The sequence below is a fragment of the Kribbella sp. NPDC049584 genome (genome assembly GCF_040675555.1).
In the GTDB taxonomy this organism is placed as follows: domain Bacteria; phylum Actinomycetota; class Actinomycetes; order Propionibacteriales; family Kribbellaceae; genus Kribbella.
Genome location: NZ_JBFAPF010000007.1, coordinates 61,472 through 78,356 on the forward strand (window position 1 = coordinate 61,472; position 16,885 = coordinate 78,356).

Here is a 16,885-nt window from a genome sequence, read left to right on the forward strand (position 1 = left end):
TATCCGTCAGCTGTCCGGGTCGATGTCGTGGCGACGGAGGAGGTCGCGGAGCTTGGCGACCTGCTCGTGCAGGCGCTCGTTCTCGTCGAGCAGCGCGTTGAGCTCGTGGATCAGGTGATGGCGTCGTCCGTACGTCGTCCACGAGGTGCCTTCGGCAAGCATGCCGGTGACGAGCGACTCGGAGCGCTCGCGCCAGTTCATCCGCTCCTCGAGCTTGCGGCGTACCTGATCGAGGTCGGCGGCAAGCTTCGTGATGATCTGGCCGCCGACGCCATCGCGATCATTCAGTACGCCGAGCAGCAGGTGCTCCGGCCGGACCTGCTCCGCTCCGCGCGCCTTCGACTCGCCCCACGCGTACTCGAACGTGCTCTTCGCGCGCGGGGTGAACGGGATCGACGTCTGACTCGCACCGCCGTTCCCGCGGCCGATGATCTCCACCACCAGCTCCTTCACGGCCGGCACGGTGATCCCGGCAGAGCTCAGCACCCGCGCTGCGATGCTCTGCCCCTCGGTGATCAGCCCGAGCAGCAGGTGCTCCGTGCCGACATACGCGTGGTCGAAACCGCGCGCCTCTTCCTGCGCGAGGACGATGACCCTCTTGGACGCGTCACTGAAATGCTCATACATCCGAACTCCCCTCCACCATTCCTGCTCGACATCGAACGTCAGCGTCTCCTCGCTGAGCAGCAGCTCGAGCCGCAGGTCGTCTTGCAGGTCCTCAGGCTTCACCGGCTGGTGTTCGAGCCGGCTCCGGATGAAGGCCCCCGTCTCGCGATAGCTCGCCTCACCGGCCGCGATCCGATCGAGCAGCTCGTCGACGTCGGCGACCGGCTCCAGCTGCAACTCGGCCCGGTTCAGCGAGACGAACTGCAGCACCACGGCGACGGCGACCACCCGGTTGCCCGCGTCGAAGGGCCGCGCCCGGACCAGGCCGGCGAGCATCACGCCCGCCGATTCGGCCAACCCGCTGGTCAGCCGGACGCTGTCGAGCACTCGCTCGACCGCGTTCAGATCAGTCCGCAGTACGGCGTCTGCCGAGCTGCAGCGCAGCACCCGGGCCGCGACCGCGAGCACGTCGTACGGGCCGAGGTAACGCATCAGTCGTCGCTCCGGAGCCGGCGCAGCGACTCCTCGTGCCGGCTGAGGTTCTCCTCGAGCAGGCGACTGAACTGGGTGTCCTGCCGGCGCTGATCGACCAGCGCCGCGATCGCCTCCCGCGCGACATCGGACACCGACCGTCCCTCCACCGAGGCCACGGTCTGCAGCCGCTCAGCCAGGTCGGGGTCGAGCCGCAGCAGGATGTTCTTGGTCGTGTCTTTCGCCATAGATATCAAGATATCACGCTATCGTCTATGGGCTGTGAAAGAGTTGGAGCCGTGCGAACCGATGTCGTGGTGGTGGGGCTGGGGGCGTTCGGGTCGGCGGCTTTGTGGCGGCTGGCGGCGCGTGGGGTGAATGTCGTCGGGATCGAGCGGCAGGCGATCGGGCATCCGTTCGGCTCGTCGCACGGGACGACGCGGTTGTTCCGGGTGGCGTGTATGGAGCACCCGGGGCTGTCAGAGATCGCGCGGAAGTCGCTGGCGCTGTGGACCGAGCTGGGGGAGCGGACCGGGGAGACCTATGTGCGGCAGACGGGGTCGCTCAATGTGGGTGGGCCGACGAGCCGGCCGGTGAAGGGGGCACAGGCGGCTGGGGCGGCGACGACCGATCTGACCCACGAGCAGGTGCGGGCGAAGTACCCGCAGTACAACCTGGAGCCGGGGGACGTCGCCGTGTGGGATCCGGGAGCGGGGATCTGTTACGCCGAGCGGACCGTGAAGGCGCAGGTCGCCGAGGCCGAGCGGCTGGGAGCGACGGCCTACCCGCACACGATGGTGACCTCGATCGAAGGCACGACCGTGCGCACGCCGACCATCGACATCGAGGCCGACCAGGTCGTGGTGTGCGGCGGTGCGTGGCTGCGGAACCTCGTGCCGGGGTTGCCGTTGACGCCACGGCGGACGCCGATGTTCTGGTTCCAGGCGATGGATCCGGACTCGGAGGCGTTCCAGCTGGCCAACTTCCCGTCGTTCATCTGGGAATTCGCGGACGGGCGCGGGCTGTGGGGACACGGGTCCGACGAAGGCTTCGGGGTCAAGATCGGGTTGGACGGCGGCCGGCACGTGAGCGGGTTCGACGCGGACGACCTGGACCGGTACATCCACCCGCTGGACGACATCGCCGAGCTCGCGGCCGCGGTCAGCCGGGCGTTCCCGGGGCTCGACCCGTCACCGGTCAAGGCGATCCCGTGCATGGTCACCGACTCGCCGGACGGACAGTTCCTCGCCGGGCGGTACGACGACCGGCTGCTGATCGCCGGCGGCGACAGCGGCCACGGCTTCAAGCACTGCGCGGGAATCGGCGAACTGTTGGCCCAGGCAACGACACGGGAGGCGCCCTACACGGACGCCTCCTTCGTCGACCCTCAGCGCTTCTAGGCGGTGCGAACGAGCTCCGGGCGAGCGATCACCGGGCGGGGAGCCGGCTCGAGCGTGAGCAGGTCGAGACCCGCAACGCCGTACCGGAGCAGGACCAGGCGGGCCACCTCGGCGCTCACGCCGAGCGGGGCCGATACCGCGACCGCGCCGGCCCGGCGAGCCGTGGATTCGGCGCGATCCGGGAGTACGCCGGGAGCGAGGAACAGCGACCCGACCGCGACGTGCCGACGGCCCTCGAGACGCCACTTGAGCACGGCCTCGGCGGGCGACGGCGACGCAGCGCAGACGAACGCGGCCGTCACCGGGAGCTTGTGCCGCTGGCCCCACAGGCGCGCGAGTCGCGTGACGCTCGCGTTCGCGTGCGAGTCGCTCGAACCGGCGCATGCCAGCACCAGCGCGTCCAGCTCGCGGACGCGCCCGTCCTTCAGCTCGGCCCGCATCCGGCGATCGAGGACGTCGAGCAACGAGTCGTCGTACCCGAGGACATCCGAGGCGATGATCCGCAGACTCGGGAATCGCGAACGCGCCTCGTCGACGACGGCCGGTACGTCGATCTTCGCGTGGTACGCCGATGACAGCAGCAGCGGCAGGACGACGATCTCCTCCACACCCTCGGCGGCGAGCTTGCCGATCACCTGGTACGGCGTGGGCGGGCAGTGGTCGAGGAAGGAGGCTTCGATCCGCAGGTCGTCACGCGTCTCGCGCAGGCACTTCACGAGCGAGTGGACGGTGGCGGCCGAGCGCGGGTCGCGGCTGCCGTGGGCGAGGATCACGAGCGCTGGAGCAGTCACAGCAGTTCCCCTTCTTCGTCGTCGATCATGCCGGCCGCGAGCGTCCACCCGTCGTGGGCGTCGATCAGCAGGAACGATCCGGTGATGGTGTTGCGGGAGTACGGGTCGGCGGCCAGCGGTGCGGCGATCTTCAGTTGCACCTTGCCGATGTCGTTCAGTGCGAGCTCGGTGGCGTCGATGACTCCGAGCGTGTCGAGGTCCAGCGCGCCGGTGATCTTGGTGACGATCGCCTGCGCGGTGGTGGTGGTGTGCTTGATCAGCACCCGGGCTCCGACCGTCAGCGGCCGGTCGGACAACCAGCTGACGGTGGCGGCCAGTTCCCGGCGGGTGCCGGGGGAGGCCTCGGCAGCCACGATCACCGAGCCGCGGGCGACATCGAGGTCGTCGGCCAGCCGGACCGTGACGGCCTCGCCGGCCACCGCGGACGGCCGCTCGACGACGGCCGTGCTGGTCGTCGTGACGACGGCGCGGTCGATACCGGCGACCGACGTACGCCGGCCGGCGGGCAGCACGATCACCTGGTCGCCGACCGAAACGGTGCCGGAGGCAACGGTTCCGGTGTAGCCGCGGTAGTCGCGGTACTCGTCGTCGGTCTGCGGCCGGATCACGTACTGCACCGGGAACCGCAGCGGTTGCTGGGAATTGTCGATCCGTCCGTCGGCGTTCTCCAGATACTCGAGCAGCGTCGGGCCGTCGTACCAGTCCGTCGCGCCGGACTTGTCGACCACGTTGTCACCGACGAGCGCGGAGACTGGGATCGCCTGGATGTCCGCGATGCCGAGCTGGTCGGCAACCTCGTTCACGTCCTTGGCGATCTTGGTGAACACGGCCTCGTCGTAGCCGACCAGGTCGATCTTGTTCACCGCGAGGACGACGTGCGGCACCCGGAGCAGACCGGCCACGGCCAGATGCCGCCGGGTCTGCTCGAGTACGCCGTGCCGCGCGTCCACGAGGATGATCACCACATCGGCGGTCGACGCTCCGGTCACGGTGTTCCGCGTGTACTGCACGTGCCCGGGGCAGTCGGCGAGGATGAAGGAGCGCTTGTCGGTCGCGAAGTACCGGTAGGCGACGTCGATCGTGATGCCCTGCTCGCGCTCGGCCCGCAGGCCGTCGGTGAGCAGCGCGAAGTCGAAGTCGCCGCCGCGTGCCTCGGAGACGGTCTTCACATGCGCGATCTGGTCGGCCAGGATCGCCTTGCAGTCGTGCAGCAGCCGCCCGACCAGCGTGGACTTGCCGTCGTCCACCGATCCGGCTGTTGCCAGCCGCAACAGGGTGCTCATCAGAAGTACCCCTCTCGCTTGCGGTCTTCCATCGCGGCCTCGCTGGCCCGGTCGTCGGCGCGGGTGGCGCCACGCTCGGTGATCTCGCTGGCCGCGACCTCGACCACGACCTCGGCCGCGCTCACGGCGGTGGAAGCCACCGCGCCGGTGCAGGACATGTCGCCGACGGTCCGGTACCGAACGGTGCGCCTGGCAACGGTCTCGCCGTCGCGTGGCTTCGAGTAGGGGCCGACGGCAAGCAGCATGCCGTCGCGCTCGAAGACGTCGCGCTCGTGCGCGTAGTAGATGCTCGGCAGCGGGATCTGCTCGCGCTCGATGTAGTTCCAGATGTCGAGCTCGGTCCAGTTCGACAGCGGGAACACCCGGACGTGCTCGCCCGGCCGGTGCTTGCCGTTGTACAGCGACCACAGCTCGGGCCGCTGGTTCCGCGGGTCCCACTGGCCGAACTCGTCGCGCAGGCTGTAGATCCGCTCCTTGGCCCGGGCCCGCTCCTCGTCCCGCCGGCCGCCGCCGAAGACGGCGTCGAACCGGTGCCTGTTGATTGCGTCGAGCAACGGAATCGTCTGGAGCTGGTTCCGGGTCCCGTCGGTGCGCTCGCGCAGCCGGCCGTCGGCGATGTACTCCTCGACGCTGGCCACCTCGAGCCGCAGGCCGAGCCGCTCGACGGTGGCGTCGCGGTAGGCGAGCACCTCCGGGAAGTTGTGCCCGGTGTCGACGTGCAGCAACGTGAACGGCACCCCGGCCGGCGAGAACGCCTTCCGGGCCAGGTGCAGCATCACGATCGAGTCCTTGCCGCCGGAGAACAGGATCACCGGCCGCTCGAACTCCGCCGCCACCTCGCGGAACACGAAGATCGACTCGCTCTCGAGAGCGTCCAACTCGGTAACAGTTGTGCTCATGTGTGCAACCCGCATTCCACCTTGCCGGTGCCCGCCCAGCGGCCGCTGCGCGGGTCCTCGCCCGGCGCGACGCGTTGCGTGCACGGCTCGCAGCCGATCGACGGGTAGCCGTCGTACTGCAGGAGATTCACGAGTACGCCGTTGTCCTGGATGTAGGCGTCCAGGTCGTCCTGCGTCCACGGCGCGATCGGGTTGAGCTTGACCATGTCGCGCTTGGCGTCGTACTCGACGACCGGGGTGTTCGCGCGGGTCGGCGCCTCCTCGCGGCGGATGCCGGTGACCCACGCCTTGTAGCCGGACAGGTAGCGGTTCAGCGGCTCGACCTTGCGCAACGCGCAGCACTTGTTCGGGTCGCGATCGTGCAGCTTCTCGCCGTACTCCGCGTCCTGCTCGGCCACGGTCTGCTTCGGGGTGGCGTTGATCAGGTTGATCGGCAACGTCGCCGCCACCGCGTCCCGGGTCCCGATCGTCTCGACGAAGTGGTAGCCGGTGTCGAGGAACAGTACGTCGACACCCGGCGCGGCCTGTGCCGCCAGGTGGGGGAGCGCGCCGTCGGCCATCGAGGCGGTCACGACGAGCTCGTCGCCGAACGTCTCGCGTGCCCACGCGAGCACCTCGACCGCCGACGCGTCTGCGAGCCGTTCGTTCGCCTCCTCGGCGATCGTCTTCAAGTCACTCATTCCACCGTCACCCGCAACCCGATCATCTTCAGCTGGAACACCCGTGCGCACGGCCGGCACTCCCACGCGCCATGGCCTTCTTCGGAGGGCCTGAGGTCCTCGTCCCCGCAGTACGGGCAGTAAAGAGGTGCCGCACGCTCGCTCATTGCAAAGCCTCCTCATCCGCACGGGTGACCCACTGGGCGAACCGCTCGCCCTCGTTGCGCTCCTTGAGGTAGTTCTGGGTAACACGCTCCACGTAGTCCGTGAGGCCGTCGGCGGTGACCTTGTGGCCGCGGAGCTTGCGGCCGAAGCCGGCGTCCAGCCCGAGACCGCCGCCGAGGTGCACCTGATACCCCGGCACCTGCTTGCCGTCGGCATCCATCACCAGCTGGCCCTTCAGCCCGATGTCGGCGACCTGGATGCGAGCACAGGAGTTCGGGCAGCCGTTCACGTTCACGGTGATCGGTACGTCGAGGTCCGGGATCCGCTCCTCGAGCTCGTCGATCAGCTGAGCCGCCTTCGCCTTGGTCTCGACGATCGCCAGCTTGCAGAACTCGATGCCGGTGCAGGCCATCGTGTTCCGCCGCCAGGCCGACGGCCTCGCCTTGAACCCGAGCGCGTCCAGGTCCGCGACCAGCGAGTCGACCTGCGACTCCTCGACGTCGAGCACGATCAGCTTCTGCTGCGCGGTGGTCCGGATCCGGTTCGACCCGTGTGCGGCGACCACATCGGCCACCTGCGCGAGCTTGGCGCCCGACACCCGGCCGACGACCGGCGCGACACCGACGAAGAACTTGCCGTCCTTCTGCTTGTGCACGCCGACGTGATCACCCTGTACGGCGGGGATCTCCGGCGCCGGTCCGTCGATCAGCTTCCGGTTCAGGTACTTCGTCTCGAGAACCTCACGGAACTTCTCGACGCCCCAGTCCGCGAGCAGGAACTTCAGCCGCGCCCGGGTCCGCAGCCGGCGGTAGCCGTAGTCGCGGAAGATGCTGGTGACGCCCCACCAGGCCTCGGCGACCTCCTCGCGGGGGATCCAGGCGCCGAGCCGCTGCGCGAGCATCGGGTTCGTCGACAGGCCGCCGCCGACCCACAGGTCGAAGCCCGGGCCGTGCTCCGGGTGCACGACACCGACGAAAGCGATGTCGTTCACCTCCGGCACGACGTCGTGCGACGGGTGACCGGTCAGCGCGGTCTTGAACTTCCGCGGCAGGTTCGAGAACTCGTCCGACCCGATGTACTTCGAGACGATCTCGTCGATGGCGGGCGTCGGGTCGATGATCTCGTCGGCGGCGATCCCGGCGACAGGGCTGGCGATCACGACGCGCGGTACGTCACCGCAGGCCTCGGTGGTGTAGAGCCCGACGGCCTCGAGCCGCTCCCAGATCGCCGGCACGTCCTCGATGCGGATCCAGTGCAGCTGGATGTTCTGCCGGTCGGTGATGTCGGCGGTGTCGCGCGCGTACGTCGTAGAGATCTCCGCGATCACCCGCAGCTGCTCGGCGGTCAGCTGCCCGCCCTCGATCCGGACCCGCATCATGAAGTAGCGGTCGTCCAGCTCTTCGGGCTCCAGCGTCGCGGTCTTGCCGCCGTCGATACCGGGCTTGCGCTGGGTGTACAGCCCCCACCAGCGGAACCGGCCGCGCAGGTCGGCGGGGTCGATCGAGTCGAAGCCGCGGTGCGCGTAGACGTTCTCGATCCGGGCCCGGACGTTCAGGCCGTCGTCGTTCTTCTTGTTCTCCTCGTTCTTGTTCAGCGGCTCGCGGTAGCCGAGAGCCCACTGGCCTTCGCCCTTGCCCTTGCGCGGGCGGGCGGGTTTGCGGGCAGCCGGAGAGGTGACGCCAGCAGTCATCGGGGGCGTGTCCTTGTCCTAGTGACAGGTGCTCACCGAGGTGCGGCAGGATCGAAGCGTCGTCGGTTCGATGCGTTCCGCGCGGTGCGCACCCAGCGGTGATCGGGAGGGATCAGGGGCCGTCGTTGGCCCGGGCATGGGTCGCTGTCAGAACATCGAAGGACAACAGATGGCGCTGCGCATCCGCCCGAGGTCGACATGAATGCGACCTACGAGGTGGGTGGATCGGGCAGCGAGCATGTCCACAAGCGTCAGCGCCAGCGCCCGACTTTGCAACTGTCAATCCTGCATCCTGAGACCCGATCTCACGATATGGCTATGTCTACCAGCCTGCTGGAGATTGCTTCAGGCACGGATCATCTTCCGCAAGAACTCTTGTGCAAGATGTCTTGTGGAAGCTACGGTACGGCGCATGGCACCCGCGAACCGGCGCTCGGCGACCTCGTCGATGATCGCCGCGATCCATCACCCGCTGCGCCGCCGGCTGATCGACCTGCTCGGCGTCGAAGGTCCGGCCACCGCCTCGCAACTGGCCGCGCGGACCGGCGAGCTGGTCGGCAACATCAGTCATCACCTGAAGGTGCTGGCGGCGGCCGAGGTGATCGAGGAAGCACCCGAGCTGGCGAAGAACCGGCGTGAGCGCTGGTGGCGCAGCGCCCACCAGTCGTACAGCTGGTCGGTCGCCGACGCCGGCGGAGAGCCTGCCGGCGAGCTCATCGCAACCGTGTCCGAGGAGAGGAACGTCACACACCACCTCGACAAGGTCCGACAGTGGTTCGACCACCGCCCGGAGTACGGCGAGGAGTGGGACCGGGCCGCCTTCGCAACCGACAGCTGGCTGCGGCTCACCCCGGAGCGGCTGGCCGAGCTCGGCGAGCGGATCGGCGACCTGATCCAGGAGTACTACGAGAATCCGTCGCCCGAGCCGTCCGCGACGCCGATCTACGTCTTCGCGCACGGTGTGCCGGCCCGCCCATGAGCGCGTCGACCGCGGTCCTGCCACCGTTGCGGCGGGACCGTCGTGTGCAGGCCTGGATGCTGTCCGGCGCTGTCTCCGAGGCCGGAGATGTCGCGTGGTACGTCGGCCTCGCGTGGAGCGCAGCACAGGTCGCTTCACCTGCCGCGGCCGGTCTGGTGATGGGGATCGGTGCTCTGCCACGGGCGCTCTTCCTGCTGTTCGGCGGCGCGCTCGCGGATCGCCTCGACGGCCGGCGCACGATGATCGTCGCGAATCTCGGGCGCATCGCCGTACTGGTCGTCGCCGCGTTCGTCGTCGCCGCCGGTCAGGTCACGCTCCCGTTGCTGCTGACCGTCGCGGTCGTCTTCGGTGCGGTCGATGCGCTCTACAACCCGGCGGCGGGAACGCTTCCGCGTCGGATGGTGCAGTCCGACGACCTGGTCCCGCTGGCGGCCGGACGGCAGTTGGCGAATCGGCTGGCGGTGTTCGTCGGCGCCCCGCTGGGTGGTCTGCTGGTCGCGCACGGCGGGCTGCTGACGGTGATGGTCGTGGACGCGGCGTCGTTCGCAGTCATCGCACTGGTCCTGGCGTTCGTGGTCCGGCCCCGGTTCCCGCAGCCGCCGCCGAGTGGGCACTCGATCCGGCGGGACCTCTCGGCGGGTTTCGGTTACCTCCGCCGGGACGAGGCGGCGCGCACCCTGGTGATCGCGTTCTTCGGGCTGAACCTGTGCGTCGGTCCGGTGCTGTCCGTCGGCCTGGTGCAGCGGGTCCACCTGGACGGATGGGGTCCGGCGGCGCTCGGCTGGTTCCAGGCGTGCTCGGGCGTCTGCGCCGCGGCCGGAGCGATCGTGGCGATGCGCTGGAAGCCGCGCCGACCCGCACGGGACGGGCTGCTCCTGCTGATCGTCCAAGCCGTCGGCTGCGTGATGATCGGCTCGGTTCCGCGGTTGGCGGTGTTCGTCGCGATGGGCATGATCGGCGCCACGGCCGGTCTCGCGTCGGCCCTGCTCTCCGGCGCGTTCCAGCAGACGATCGATCCCTCCTTCCTCGGCCGGACCTCGAGCATCGTCAGCCTCTCCGACGAAGCACTCATGCCGGTCGCCATGACCGGCTTCGGCGCGCTGATCTCGCTGACCAGCGTCCCGGCCGCCTGTGCGTTACTCGGTGCGGCCTTCGCGGCGCTGATGGGGTGGTCGGCGTCGCGATTGCGCACCTGAAACCTGTACTCCGGCGTTGGCGTGCGCTACCGTCCCGATCAGCAATAGGAAACCTTCCTAACGATTGGCCGGAGGGAGACAATCGTGAGGTCCTGGCGTCGGTTCATCGCCGCGGTGGCGGCAGCGGGGTTGGTGGTGGGGCCGGTGACTGCTGCGGATGCCGCGGCCGGTGGCGCGGTGCGGGTCAATCAGCTCGGGTACGGCGCCTTCGACAGCAAGGCGGCGTACGTTCTGAGTCGTGGGACCGCGACTCGTTTTGCCGTCGTGGATCGGTACGGGCGGCGGGTGTTGAGCGGCGCGGTCGGCAAGGATGTGGGGGAGTGGAACGCGACGTACCCGCATGTCTATCAGCTGGATCTGTCGGCACTGAAGGTCCCGGGGCACTACCGGATCGAGGTGCCCGGGGTCGCGTCCGCCGGGTTCGACGTGCGGGCTTCGTCGGGCCGCCTCAAGGCGAGCGCCAAGGACAAGGTCGTGCAGTTCTTCACGGCTCAGCGGGACAACGCCCATCGCAATGATGCGAAGGCGCTCGTCTACCAGATCCCCGAGTTCGTCGATCCGGACAGCGACCAGACGGTCGGTGAGCTCAAGCGCATCGGCGGTCCGGTCGACGTCACCGGCGGGTGGTACGACGCCGGCGACTACCTGAAGTTCACCCACATCGCGGCGTACTCAGAATCGTTGCTATGGGCATCGGTTCGGGACCGGCCGGACGGCAAGGTGCTGGCGGAGGCGCGGCACGGGCTGGACTGGCTGGACAAGATGTGGGACCAGCGGACGCGCACGCTGTACATCCAGGTCGGCGTGGGCGCAGGCAACGACACCGAGACCTACATCGGCGACCACGACATCTGGCGGTTGCCTGGCGTCGACGACCATCTGACCGATCCGTCCGAGCGCTTCCTGCGCAACCGGCCGGTGTTCCGGGCCGCCCCGCCGGGCAAGCCGATCAGCCCCAACCTGGCCGGACGTACGGCGGCCGCGTTCGCGCTGGCCGCACAGGTCGAGCCGAACCGTGCGGACGCGCGCAGGCATCTCGAGACGGCCGCGCAGATCTTCGCGCAGGCCAAGACGACGAACGTCGGCCAGCTGGTGACGTCGTTGCCGTTCGCGTTCTATCCGGAGACGGCCTGGCGTGACGACCTCGAGTTGGGCGCGACCGAGTTGGCCTTGGCGGCCAAGCGATTGGGCGATCCGCGCGCTGGGGCTTGGCTGAAGCAGGCGGCGTACTGGGCTTCGCAGTACCTCGCGCACGAGGCCGGCGGCGACACGTTGAACCTGTACGACGTGAGTGCGTTGGCGCATGAGGATCTGATCCGGGCCGCGCGGACCGATCGGCCGCTGGTCCGCGAGTTGGCCGGTGATCTGCGGGCGCAGTTGGAGATCGGGGCCTCGCGTTCGGCGGCGGATCCGTTCCGCGCCGGTGCGCAGTACGCCGAGTTCGACGCCGTACCGCACACCTTCGGGTTGGCTACTACCGCGCGGCTCTACCGGAAGGCGACGGGTGACCGACGGTATGACGCCTTCGGTCAACAGCAACTCGACTGGGCCTTCGGCGCGAACGCCTGGGGCGTGTCGTTCGTCATCGGCGTAGGACAGACCTTCGAGCGCTGCCCGCACCACCAGATCGCGAACATCACCGGCCGCCAGCTGACCGGGGCGGTCGTCAACGGTCCCAACTCGGCCGATCTCTTCACCGACGGCTTGGACGACTATCTCGACGGGATGACGCATTGCCCGGCTGATGCGTCCGACCCGTATGCGCAGTACACCGGTCACGGCTCGCGGTACGTGGACGACGTACGGTCCTGGCAGACGGCCGAACCGGCGGACGACTTCGCGGCGATCGCGGTCTACGCGCTGACGTAAACTCACGCGGGTGGCTGGCTGGGAAGACGTCCGGGAATTCACCCTAGGCAACATCTCCCGCCCGGCCACCCGCACCCACAACCAGATCGAGTTCGGCCCCAACGCCATCCGCGCCGTCCAGGGCTCGAACGACGACCGCGTCCTCGAGCCCTACGCGTACGTCGGCGCCAATCGCTCGCTTTACCTCGACGCAGACCTGACCCAACTCCTGTGCCGCGTCGAGGCGAGTGGTGAGCACTCGTGGGCGGTTCATGCGGACACCGTCATCGGTACTATCACCCGCCTGCCCTCAACGCGACCCGTCCTCCGCCCCAACTGGCGGATCGACCAGCCCGGCCACCCCACCATCACCGGCCGCACCGAATGGCTGACCGGCAGTCCCGGCCGCCTCGCCGCCAAGGCCGTTACCCGACTGATAGCCGGCGTACTGGACGGCCTCACCGGTGTAGGTGACGAGGGCGGCGACCAGCCCACCAAGTCCCGCACTCTCGAATGGCGCACCTCCGATGAGCTGGTGATGATCTCGAACTCCTCGATCCGCATCACCGCGGATTGGCTGGATCGCCGCCTCGCCTTCGCCTATGCCCTCGTCGCCGAATGACCGGGGACCGCCGTTCGGCGCGTGCGATTGCGGCTGACGTCAGGTCCGGCGCTGTGACTGCGGTCGAGGGTGTCGAGAACGCGATTGCCGCGGCTGAGCGGCTCGATCCGGTGCTGCATTTCTTGGACGAACTGGATGCTGCGGCCGCGCGGGCTGTGGCGGAGCGGTTGGATCCGACGGGCCTGCTGGCCGGCGTACCGTTCCTGATCAAGTCGCGGACGCCGCCGGACGCGCCGATCATCGCCCGGCTCGTTGCCGCCGGCGCGATCCCGATCGGCTGGTCGACCCGCGCCCGGCCCGGCGCGATCTCGCAGACCTTCGGCTGGAACGGCCACGACTACACCCGGAACCCGTGGGACGTCTCCCGCTCACCAGGCGGTTCGACCGCAGGTGGTGCGGCGGCTGTCGCGGCGGGCGTCGTACCCCTGGCAACGGGCGGAGACAGCGGTGGCTCGCTGAGGATCCCCGCGTCGTTCTCCGGCATCATCGGCTTCAAAGGCACCCACGGCCGCATCCCGCGCCCAGGCGGGCGCCCACTCGGAGGCCTCACCACCGCCGGCGTGATCGGCGCCGACCTCGACGACGTCATCCTGGCGACAAGCATCGCCTCCGGCCCCCACCGCCTAGACCCGACAGCGCTCCCACCTTGGCCGACCCCCGTCCTTGAGCACCAGCCAACCATCGCCGACGGCGATTCGTGGTTGGTGGGTGCTCAAGGACGGCGTTGGCGGGTTGGTTATCGCTCGACGCTGGGGGCGTGCGCTGCTGACGCGGAGGTTGATCGGGTTGTGCGGGAGCGGTTGGCAGCGGCTGACGTCGAACTCGTCGACATACCGCTGGAACTGGCGCCGACGGACGAAGCGTGGGGAGTATTGTCCGACTTGGACAACGGGCGTGGGGTGGAGGCGGCAGCGGCGCGGCGGGCTCGGGAGGTGCGGGACTTCAACAACACGGCGCTTGCTGATCTGTTCGGTGAGGTGGATGCGCTCGTCACGCCGACCACACTGACTGTTGCCCACGGCTACGATCAGCACGAGGAGAGCATCGTGACCGGCGATCCGTGCTCGGTGTTCAACGTGACTGGCCATCCCGCGGTGAGCGTCCCGGTCGGAAGGTCGCAGGGACTGCCGGTGGGCGCGCAGGTTGTTGCGCCGCATGGGGCGGACGAGGTTGCGCTGGCGGTGGCTCGCCTGCTTCTGGTCGACCTTCCCCTCCCGCCCGTCCACTGACCGGCGGACGTGCCCTCGCCGAGCCGTCGGCGACCGGCGGCGGAAGAGCCTTTGACACGATGTCGATCGCCGACGCTTGCTTGCGGTCGGGTGTGGTTTCGCCGCGGGCGGTGGGGGAGCGGAGTGGCTCGGGCTTTGCGAAGTCGGAGATAGCGGCGACGACCGGGGATGTGTAGGGGGCCTTGCGTACGGCGCTGGCCTGTGTGGTGGAGGGTGTTGGTCGGCGGATGGCTTCCTTCAGTTCGGTGCGGAAGAACTTGACGAGTTCCTTTGCGCGGAGGACTCGGCTGCGGTGGAGGACGTGCTGCTCGCCGGACAGCGACGCCTTCTCGCGCCAGCTGACGTCGAACATGATCCGGCCGAGCCGGAAGCCGGCGTTCGTCTCGCCGCCGGGGTAGCCCCGTGCACCTCCGTCGGTGAAGAACTGGCTGTAGAAGGCGCCCTCGTCCTCGAACTTCAGCACGTTCCAGGCCCGGAACTGATCGGTCGGCAGCTCGCCCCGCACCCACGCTTCATCCATCAACGCGTGCGACTCGGCGTTCAGCGGCCGATGCCCGACATACCGGTACTGCGGACGCTCGCCCCGCCGACGCCGTTCGTACTCCGTGATGATCTGCGGCCACTCGTCCGCGGAGATCGCGCGGGCCAGCCGCGACGCGAACGAAGTACGCGCCCGCAGCTCGGCCCGCGAGGTGACCGGGTGATCGGTACGCCCGGTCATCGTCTCGAGCTTGTCCATCACGAAGGTCTCGCCGTTCGGCCCGACCCGCTCCCATTGGGTCACCTTCAGGGAAGGGCGATTCGGCCCACTGGTCAGCGTGTTGAGCGCACGGAGTGCGGCGATTCCCAAACGGTAGAGCGGCACGCGCCGGCGCATAATGCTCGTCTCCCAGCGAGTCCGCTCGTCGCTGTCCAGCCACGCAGCACCGACGAGGTCGCTCATCCCGGGTGGTCCGCGCGCCAGTTCTTGATCAGCTGCTCCATGTCGGAGTGGATGAAGGCGAAGAAGTCCGCGGCCTCCGTCAGTCGGCGCGCGACGGGGGAGTCCGCCGGGAAGAGACCGGCGCCGGAGCGGCTGGTCGCCTCCCACTCGCTCAGCGCGAGGTTGCGGCGCTCGAGGATCGCGGCGAAGACGTCCTCGCGGATCCGGTAATGATCCTTGCGTGAACCGGGCAGTCGCTCGCGCGAGATGAACGACACCTGCAACAACTGCCGGACGGCGCCGGACACTGCGGGCTGGCTGATCTTCAACGACTCGGCCAGCTCGGCGGCCGTCATCGTCCCGGTCGGACTGACCAGCATCGCGCCCATCACCCGAGCCGACATCGTCGGTACGCCGCTGTTCGCCAGCACGCCCGCGAACCGCTCGACGAACTGGCTCACGGCTTCCCGGCTCGGTTCCTCCGCCATGGTTGAAGCTTACAGTAATTGGATTTATCGCAACTATCATAAAGTTCTGATAATTTGAATCCATGACCTCGACCACTGAGGCGCCCACGCTCACCGGCGCCCGCCGCTTCGGCGTACTCATCGCACTCTGTCTCGCCGTGCTCGTGCTCGGCCTCGACACGACCGTGCTCAATGTCGCGCTGCCGACGCTCGCCAAGGACCTGGATGCGTCGACCAGCCAGCTGCAATGGATGGCGAACAGCTACAACCTCGTCCTCGCCGCGCTGCTGCTGCCGGCCGGTCTGCTCGGCGACCGGTACGGGCGGCGCAAGATCATCGCGATCGCGCTCACCCTGTTCGGCCTCGCATCGCTGGCCTGTGCGCTGTCCGACTCGGCCGGCGAGCTGATCGCGGCCCGCGCGTTCCTCGGGATCGGGGCCGCGATGATCGTCCCCGTCGCGCTGTCGCTGATCACGGTGCTGTTCCGCACCGAGGAGGACCGGAAGAAGGCGATCGGCTTCTTCGTCGTTGCCAACAGCATCGGTATGCCGCTCGGCCCGATCGTCGGCGGTCTGCTCCTCGATCACGCCGGCTGGCAGTGGATCTTCCTGATGAACGTGCCGATCGCGTTCATCGCGGCCCTCGCCGTCACGTTGCTCGTCCCCGAGACGCGCAGCTCGAACCGGCCGGCGATCGACTGGCTCGGCATCGTGTTGTCGAGCACCGGCCTTGCAGCCCTGGTGTACGGCGTGACGAAAGCCGGCGAATCGTCGTGGACCAACGATGTCACGATCGTGTTCCTCGCACTGGCCGTCGTGCTGATCGCCGGGTTCCTCGTCTGGCAACGGCGCAACCGTGAGCCGCTGATCGAGCTCAGGCTGTTCAGCGAGCGGGTGTTCACAGGCGGCGCCGTCCTGCTGACGGTCTCGGTGTTCGCGATCTTCGGGCTGCTGTTCACGATGCCGCAGTACTTCCAGGGCATCAACGGATCGGATGCGTTGCACACCGGGCTGAAATTGCTGCCGTTCATCGGCGGGATGACGGCCGGCGCGAAGCTTGCCGAGCCAGTGGAGGCCCGGATCGGCACGCGCCTGGTGGTGATGATCGGGTTCGTGGTGATGGCGGTCGGGTTCGCGCTCGGCGGCTTCACCGATCTCGGCACCGGGTACGGGTACACGGCGATCTGGTTCGTGGTGGTCGGATTCGGCCTCGGCTGCTCGATGCCCCAGGCAATGAACGCGGCGCTCGGCGTCCTCGATCCGGAGCGGGCCGGGACCGGATCCGGTCTGCTGCAGGCCTTCCGGCAGGTCGGCGGCACGGTCGGCGTCGCCGTACTCGGGACCGTCCTCAACTCGGTCTACCGCCACGACCTCGACACGACCGGACTGCCCGCACAGGTCGCCGACGCGGTCGAGAAGAGCCTGGGCGGCGGCCTGGCGGTCGCCGCCCAGGCGGGCTCGCCGGAGCTGCTCGCCAACGTCCGCGACGCCTTCATGAGCAGCCTGAACACCACGATGTGGGTGTCGGCAGCCATCGCCGCCGCCGGCGCGATCCTCGCCGCGATCCTGATGCCGAAGCGAGCCGCGAAGGCTTCGCAGGACGCGCTGATCGGCGTCCAGCAGGACGCCTGACCGCAAACGAAAGCGCCCGCTCCGGAG

General features: G+C 68.7%; 15 protein-coding genes. 7 read left to right on the forward strand and 8 right to left on the reverse strand.

Going from position 1 to position 16,885, the window contains the following annotated elements:
- Nucleotides 1-6: 6 nt before the first annotated feature.
- Together AB0J62_RS23665 and AB0J62_RS23670 are read right to left on the reverse strand one after the other, a co-directional pair.
- Nucleotides 7-1,098: a Clp protease N-terminal domain-containing protein gene (locus AB0J62_RS23665; RefSeq protein ID WP_363874909.1), complete on the reverse strand. Its 1,092-nt coding sequence runs from the start codon at nucleotides 1,096-1,098 to the stop codon at nucleotides 7-9.
- Nucleotides 1,098-1,325, reverse strand: coding sequence for a ribbon-helix-helix protein, CopG family (locus AB0J62_RS23670; RefSeq protein WP_363874912.1), 228 nt, complete (start codon nucleotides 1,323-1,325; stop codon nucleotides 1,098-1,100). Before AB0J62_RS23670 ends, AB0J62_RS23665 begins: the two co-directional genes overlap by 1 nt.
- A gap of 51 nt (nucleotides 1,326-1,376) precedes the next feature.
- Between AB0J62_RS23670 and solA the strand changes: the two genes are divergently transcribed.
- Nucleotides 1,377-2,477, forward strand: a complete 1,101-nt coding sequence (gene solA / locus AB0J62_RS23675) for an N-methyl-L-tryptophan oxidase (protein WP_363874915.1) — start codon at nucleotides 1,377-1,379, stop codon at nucleotides 2,475-2,477.
- On the opposite strand, the gene AB0J62_RS23680 is transcribed toward solA, so the two are convergent.
- The 5 genes from AB0J62_RS23680 to AB0J62_RS23700 form a co-directional block, all read right to left on the reverse strand.
- A complete protein-coding gene (locus tag AB0J62_RS23680; RefSeq protein WP_363874919.1) occupies nucleotides 2,474-3,268 on the reverse strand; it encodes a sirohydrochlorin chelatase in 795 nt (264 codons plus the stop codon). The two genes, solA and AB0J62_RS23680, sit on opposite strands and share 4 nt — an antisense overlap.
- Nucleotides 3,265-4,551 carry a GTP-binding protein gene (locus AB0J62_RS23685; protein ID WP_363874922.1) on the reverse strand — a complete coding sequence of 429 codons (1,287 nt, stop codon included), beginning with the start codon at nucleotides 4,549-4,551 and terminating at the stop codon, nucleotides 3,265-3,267. The genes AB0J62_RS23680 and AB0J62_RS23685 overlap by 4 nt, the downstream gene beginning before the upstream one ends.
- The gene (gene cysD, locus AB0J62_RS23690) at nucleotides 4,551-5,450 is read right to left on the reverse strand and encodes a sulfate adenylyltransferase subunit CysD (RefSeq protein WP_363874925.1); all 900 of its coding nucleotides are present in this window, start codon (nucleotides 5,448-5,450) and stop codon (nucleotides 4,551-4,553) included. Before cysD ends, AB0J62_RS23685 begins: the two co-directional genes overlap by 1 nt.
- Complete coding sequence (locus tag AB0J62_RS23695; protein ID WP_363874928.1) at nucleotides 5,447-6,130, reverse strand: phosphoadenylyl-sulfate reductase; 684 nt, start codon at nucleotides 6,128-6,130, stop codon at nucleotides 5,447-5,449. The genes cysD and AB0J62_RS23695 overlap by 4 nt, the downstream gene beginning before the upstream one ends.
- A 142-nt stretch (nucleotides 6,131-6,272) precedes the next feature.
- Nucleotides 6,273-7,964, reverse strand: a complete 1,692-nt coding sequence (locus tag AB0J62_RS23700) for a nitrite/sulfite reductase (RefSeq protein WP_363874931.1) — start codon at nucleotides 7,962-7,964, stop codon at nucleotides 6,273-6,275.
- A gap of 412 nt (nucleotides 7,965-8,376) precedes the next feature.
- Here AB0J62_RS23700 and AB0J62_RS23705 point away from each other — a divergent pair, with 412 nt between their 5' ends.
- The 5 genes from AB0J62_RS23705 to AB0J62_RS23725 all read left to right on the forward strand — a co-directional run bounded on the left by AB0J62_RS23705 (nucleotide 8,377) and on the right by AB0J62_RS23725 (nucleotide 13,838).
- Nucleotides 8,377-8,943 (forward strand): helix-turn-helix domain-containing protein, encoded by a 567-nt coding sequence (locus tag AB0J62_RS23705; protein WP_363874934.1) that lies wholly within the window; start codon nucleotides 8,377-8,379, stop codon nucleotides 8,941-8,943.
- Nucleotides 8,940-10,139 carry an MFS transporter gene (locus tag AB0J62_RS23710; RefSeq protein ID WP_363874937.1) on the forward strand — a complete coding sequence of 400 codons (1,200 nt, stop codon included), beginning with the start codon at nucleotides 8,940-8,942 and terminating at the stop codon, nucleotides 10,137-10,139. Before AB0J62_RS23705 ends, AB0J62_RS23710 begins: the two co-directional genes overlap by 4 nt.
- Nucleotides 10,140-10,223: 84 nt before the next feature.
- Nucleotides 10,224-12,008 (forward strand): glycoside hydrolase family 9 protein, encoded by a 1,785-nt coding sequence (locus AB0J62_RS23715; protein ID WP_363874940.1) that lies wholly within the window; start codon nucleotides 10,224-10,226, stop codon nucleotides 12,006-12,008.
- 10 nt (nucleotides 12,009-12,018) lie between these two features.
- Entirely contained in the window at nucleotides 12,019-12,609 is a 591-nt protein-coding gene (locus AB0J62_RS23720; protein ID WP_363874943.1) for a hypothetical protein, read from the forward strand.
- 53 nt (nucleotides 12,610-12,662) lie between these two features.
- A complete protein-coding gene (locus tag AB0J62_RS23725) occupies nucleotides 12,663-13,838 on the forward strand; it encodes an amidase (RefSeq protein WP_363874946.1) in 1,176 nt (391 codons plus the stop codon).
- A gap of 939 nt (nucleotides 13,839-14,777) precedes the next feature.
- Here AB0J62_RS23725 and AB0J62_RS23730 read toward each other — a convergent pair.
- Nucleotides 14,778-15,248, reverse strand: a complete 471-nt coding sequence (locus tag AB0J62_RS23730; RefSeq protein ID WP_363874949.1) for a MarR family transcriptional regulator — start codon at nucleotides 15,246-15,248, stop codon at nucleotides 14,778-14,780.
- A gap of 62 nt (nucleotides 15,249-15,310) precedes the next feature.
- Between AB0J62_RS23730 and AB0J62_RS23735 the strand changes: the two genes are divergently transcribed.
- Complete coding sequence (locus AB0J62_RS23735) at nucleotides 15,311-16,858, forward strand: DHA2 family efflux MFS transporter permease subunit (RefSeq protein ID WP_363874952.1); 1,548 nt, start codon at nucleotides 15,311-15,313, stop codon at nucleotides 16,856-16,858.
- The last annotated feature ends 27 nt before the right edge of the window (nucleotides 16,859-16,885 follow it).

What these genes read in the sequence shown, in the direction of transcription:
- AB0J62_RS23665 (WP_363874909.1), bottom strand. Translation starts at nt 1,098, where the DNA reads ATGCGTTACCTCGGCCCGTACGACGTGCTCGCGGTCGCGGCCCGGGTG.
- AB0J62_RS23670 (WP_363874912.1), bottom strand. Translation starts at nt 1,325, where the DNA reads ATGGCGAAAGACACGACCAAGAACATCCTGCTGCGGCTCGACCCCGAC.
- AB0J62_RS23685 (WP_363874922.1), bottom strand. Translation starts at nt 4,551, where the DNA reads ATGAGCACCCTGTTGCGGCTGGCAACAGCCGGATCGGTGGACGACGGC.
- cysD (WP_363874925.1), bottom strand. Translation starts at nt 5,450, where the DNA reads ATGAGCACAACTGTTACCGAGTTGGACGCTCTCGAGAGCGAGTCGATC.
- AB0J62_RS23695 (WP_363874928.1), bottom strand. Translation starts at nt 6,130, where the DNA reads ATGAGTGACTTGAAGACGATCGCCGAGGAGGCGAACGAACGGCTCGCA.
- AB0J62_RS23700 (WP_363874931.1), bottom strand. Translation starts at nt 7,964, where the DNA reads ATGACTGCTGGCGTCACCTCTCCGGCTGCCCGCAAACCCGCCCGCCCG.
- AB0J62_RS23705 (WP_363874934.1), top strand. Translation starts at nt 8,377, where the DNA reads ATGGCACCCGCGAACCGGCGCTCGGCGACCTCGTCGATGATCGCCGCG.
- AB0J62_RS23710 (WP_363874937.1), top strand. Translation starts at nt 8,940, where the DNA reads ATGAGCGCGTCGACCGCGGTCCTGCCACCGTTGCGGCGGGACCGTCGT.
- AB0J62_RS23730 (WP_363874949.1), bottom strand. Translation starts at nt 15,248, where the DNA reads ATGGCGGAGGAACCGAGCCGGGAAGCCGTGAGCCAGTTCGTCGAGCGG.
- AB0J62_RS23735 (WP_363874952.1), top strand. Translation starts at nt 15,311, where the DNA reads ATGACCTCGACCACTGAGGCGCCCACGCTCACCGGCGCCCGCCGCTTC.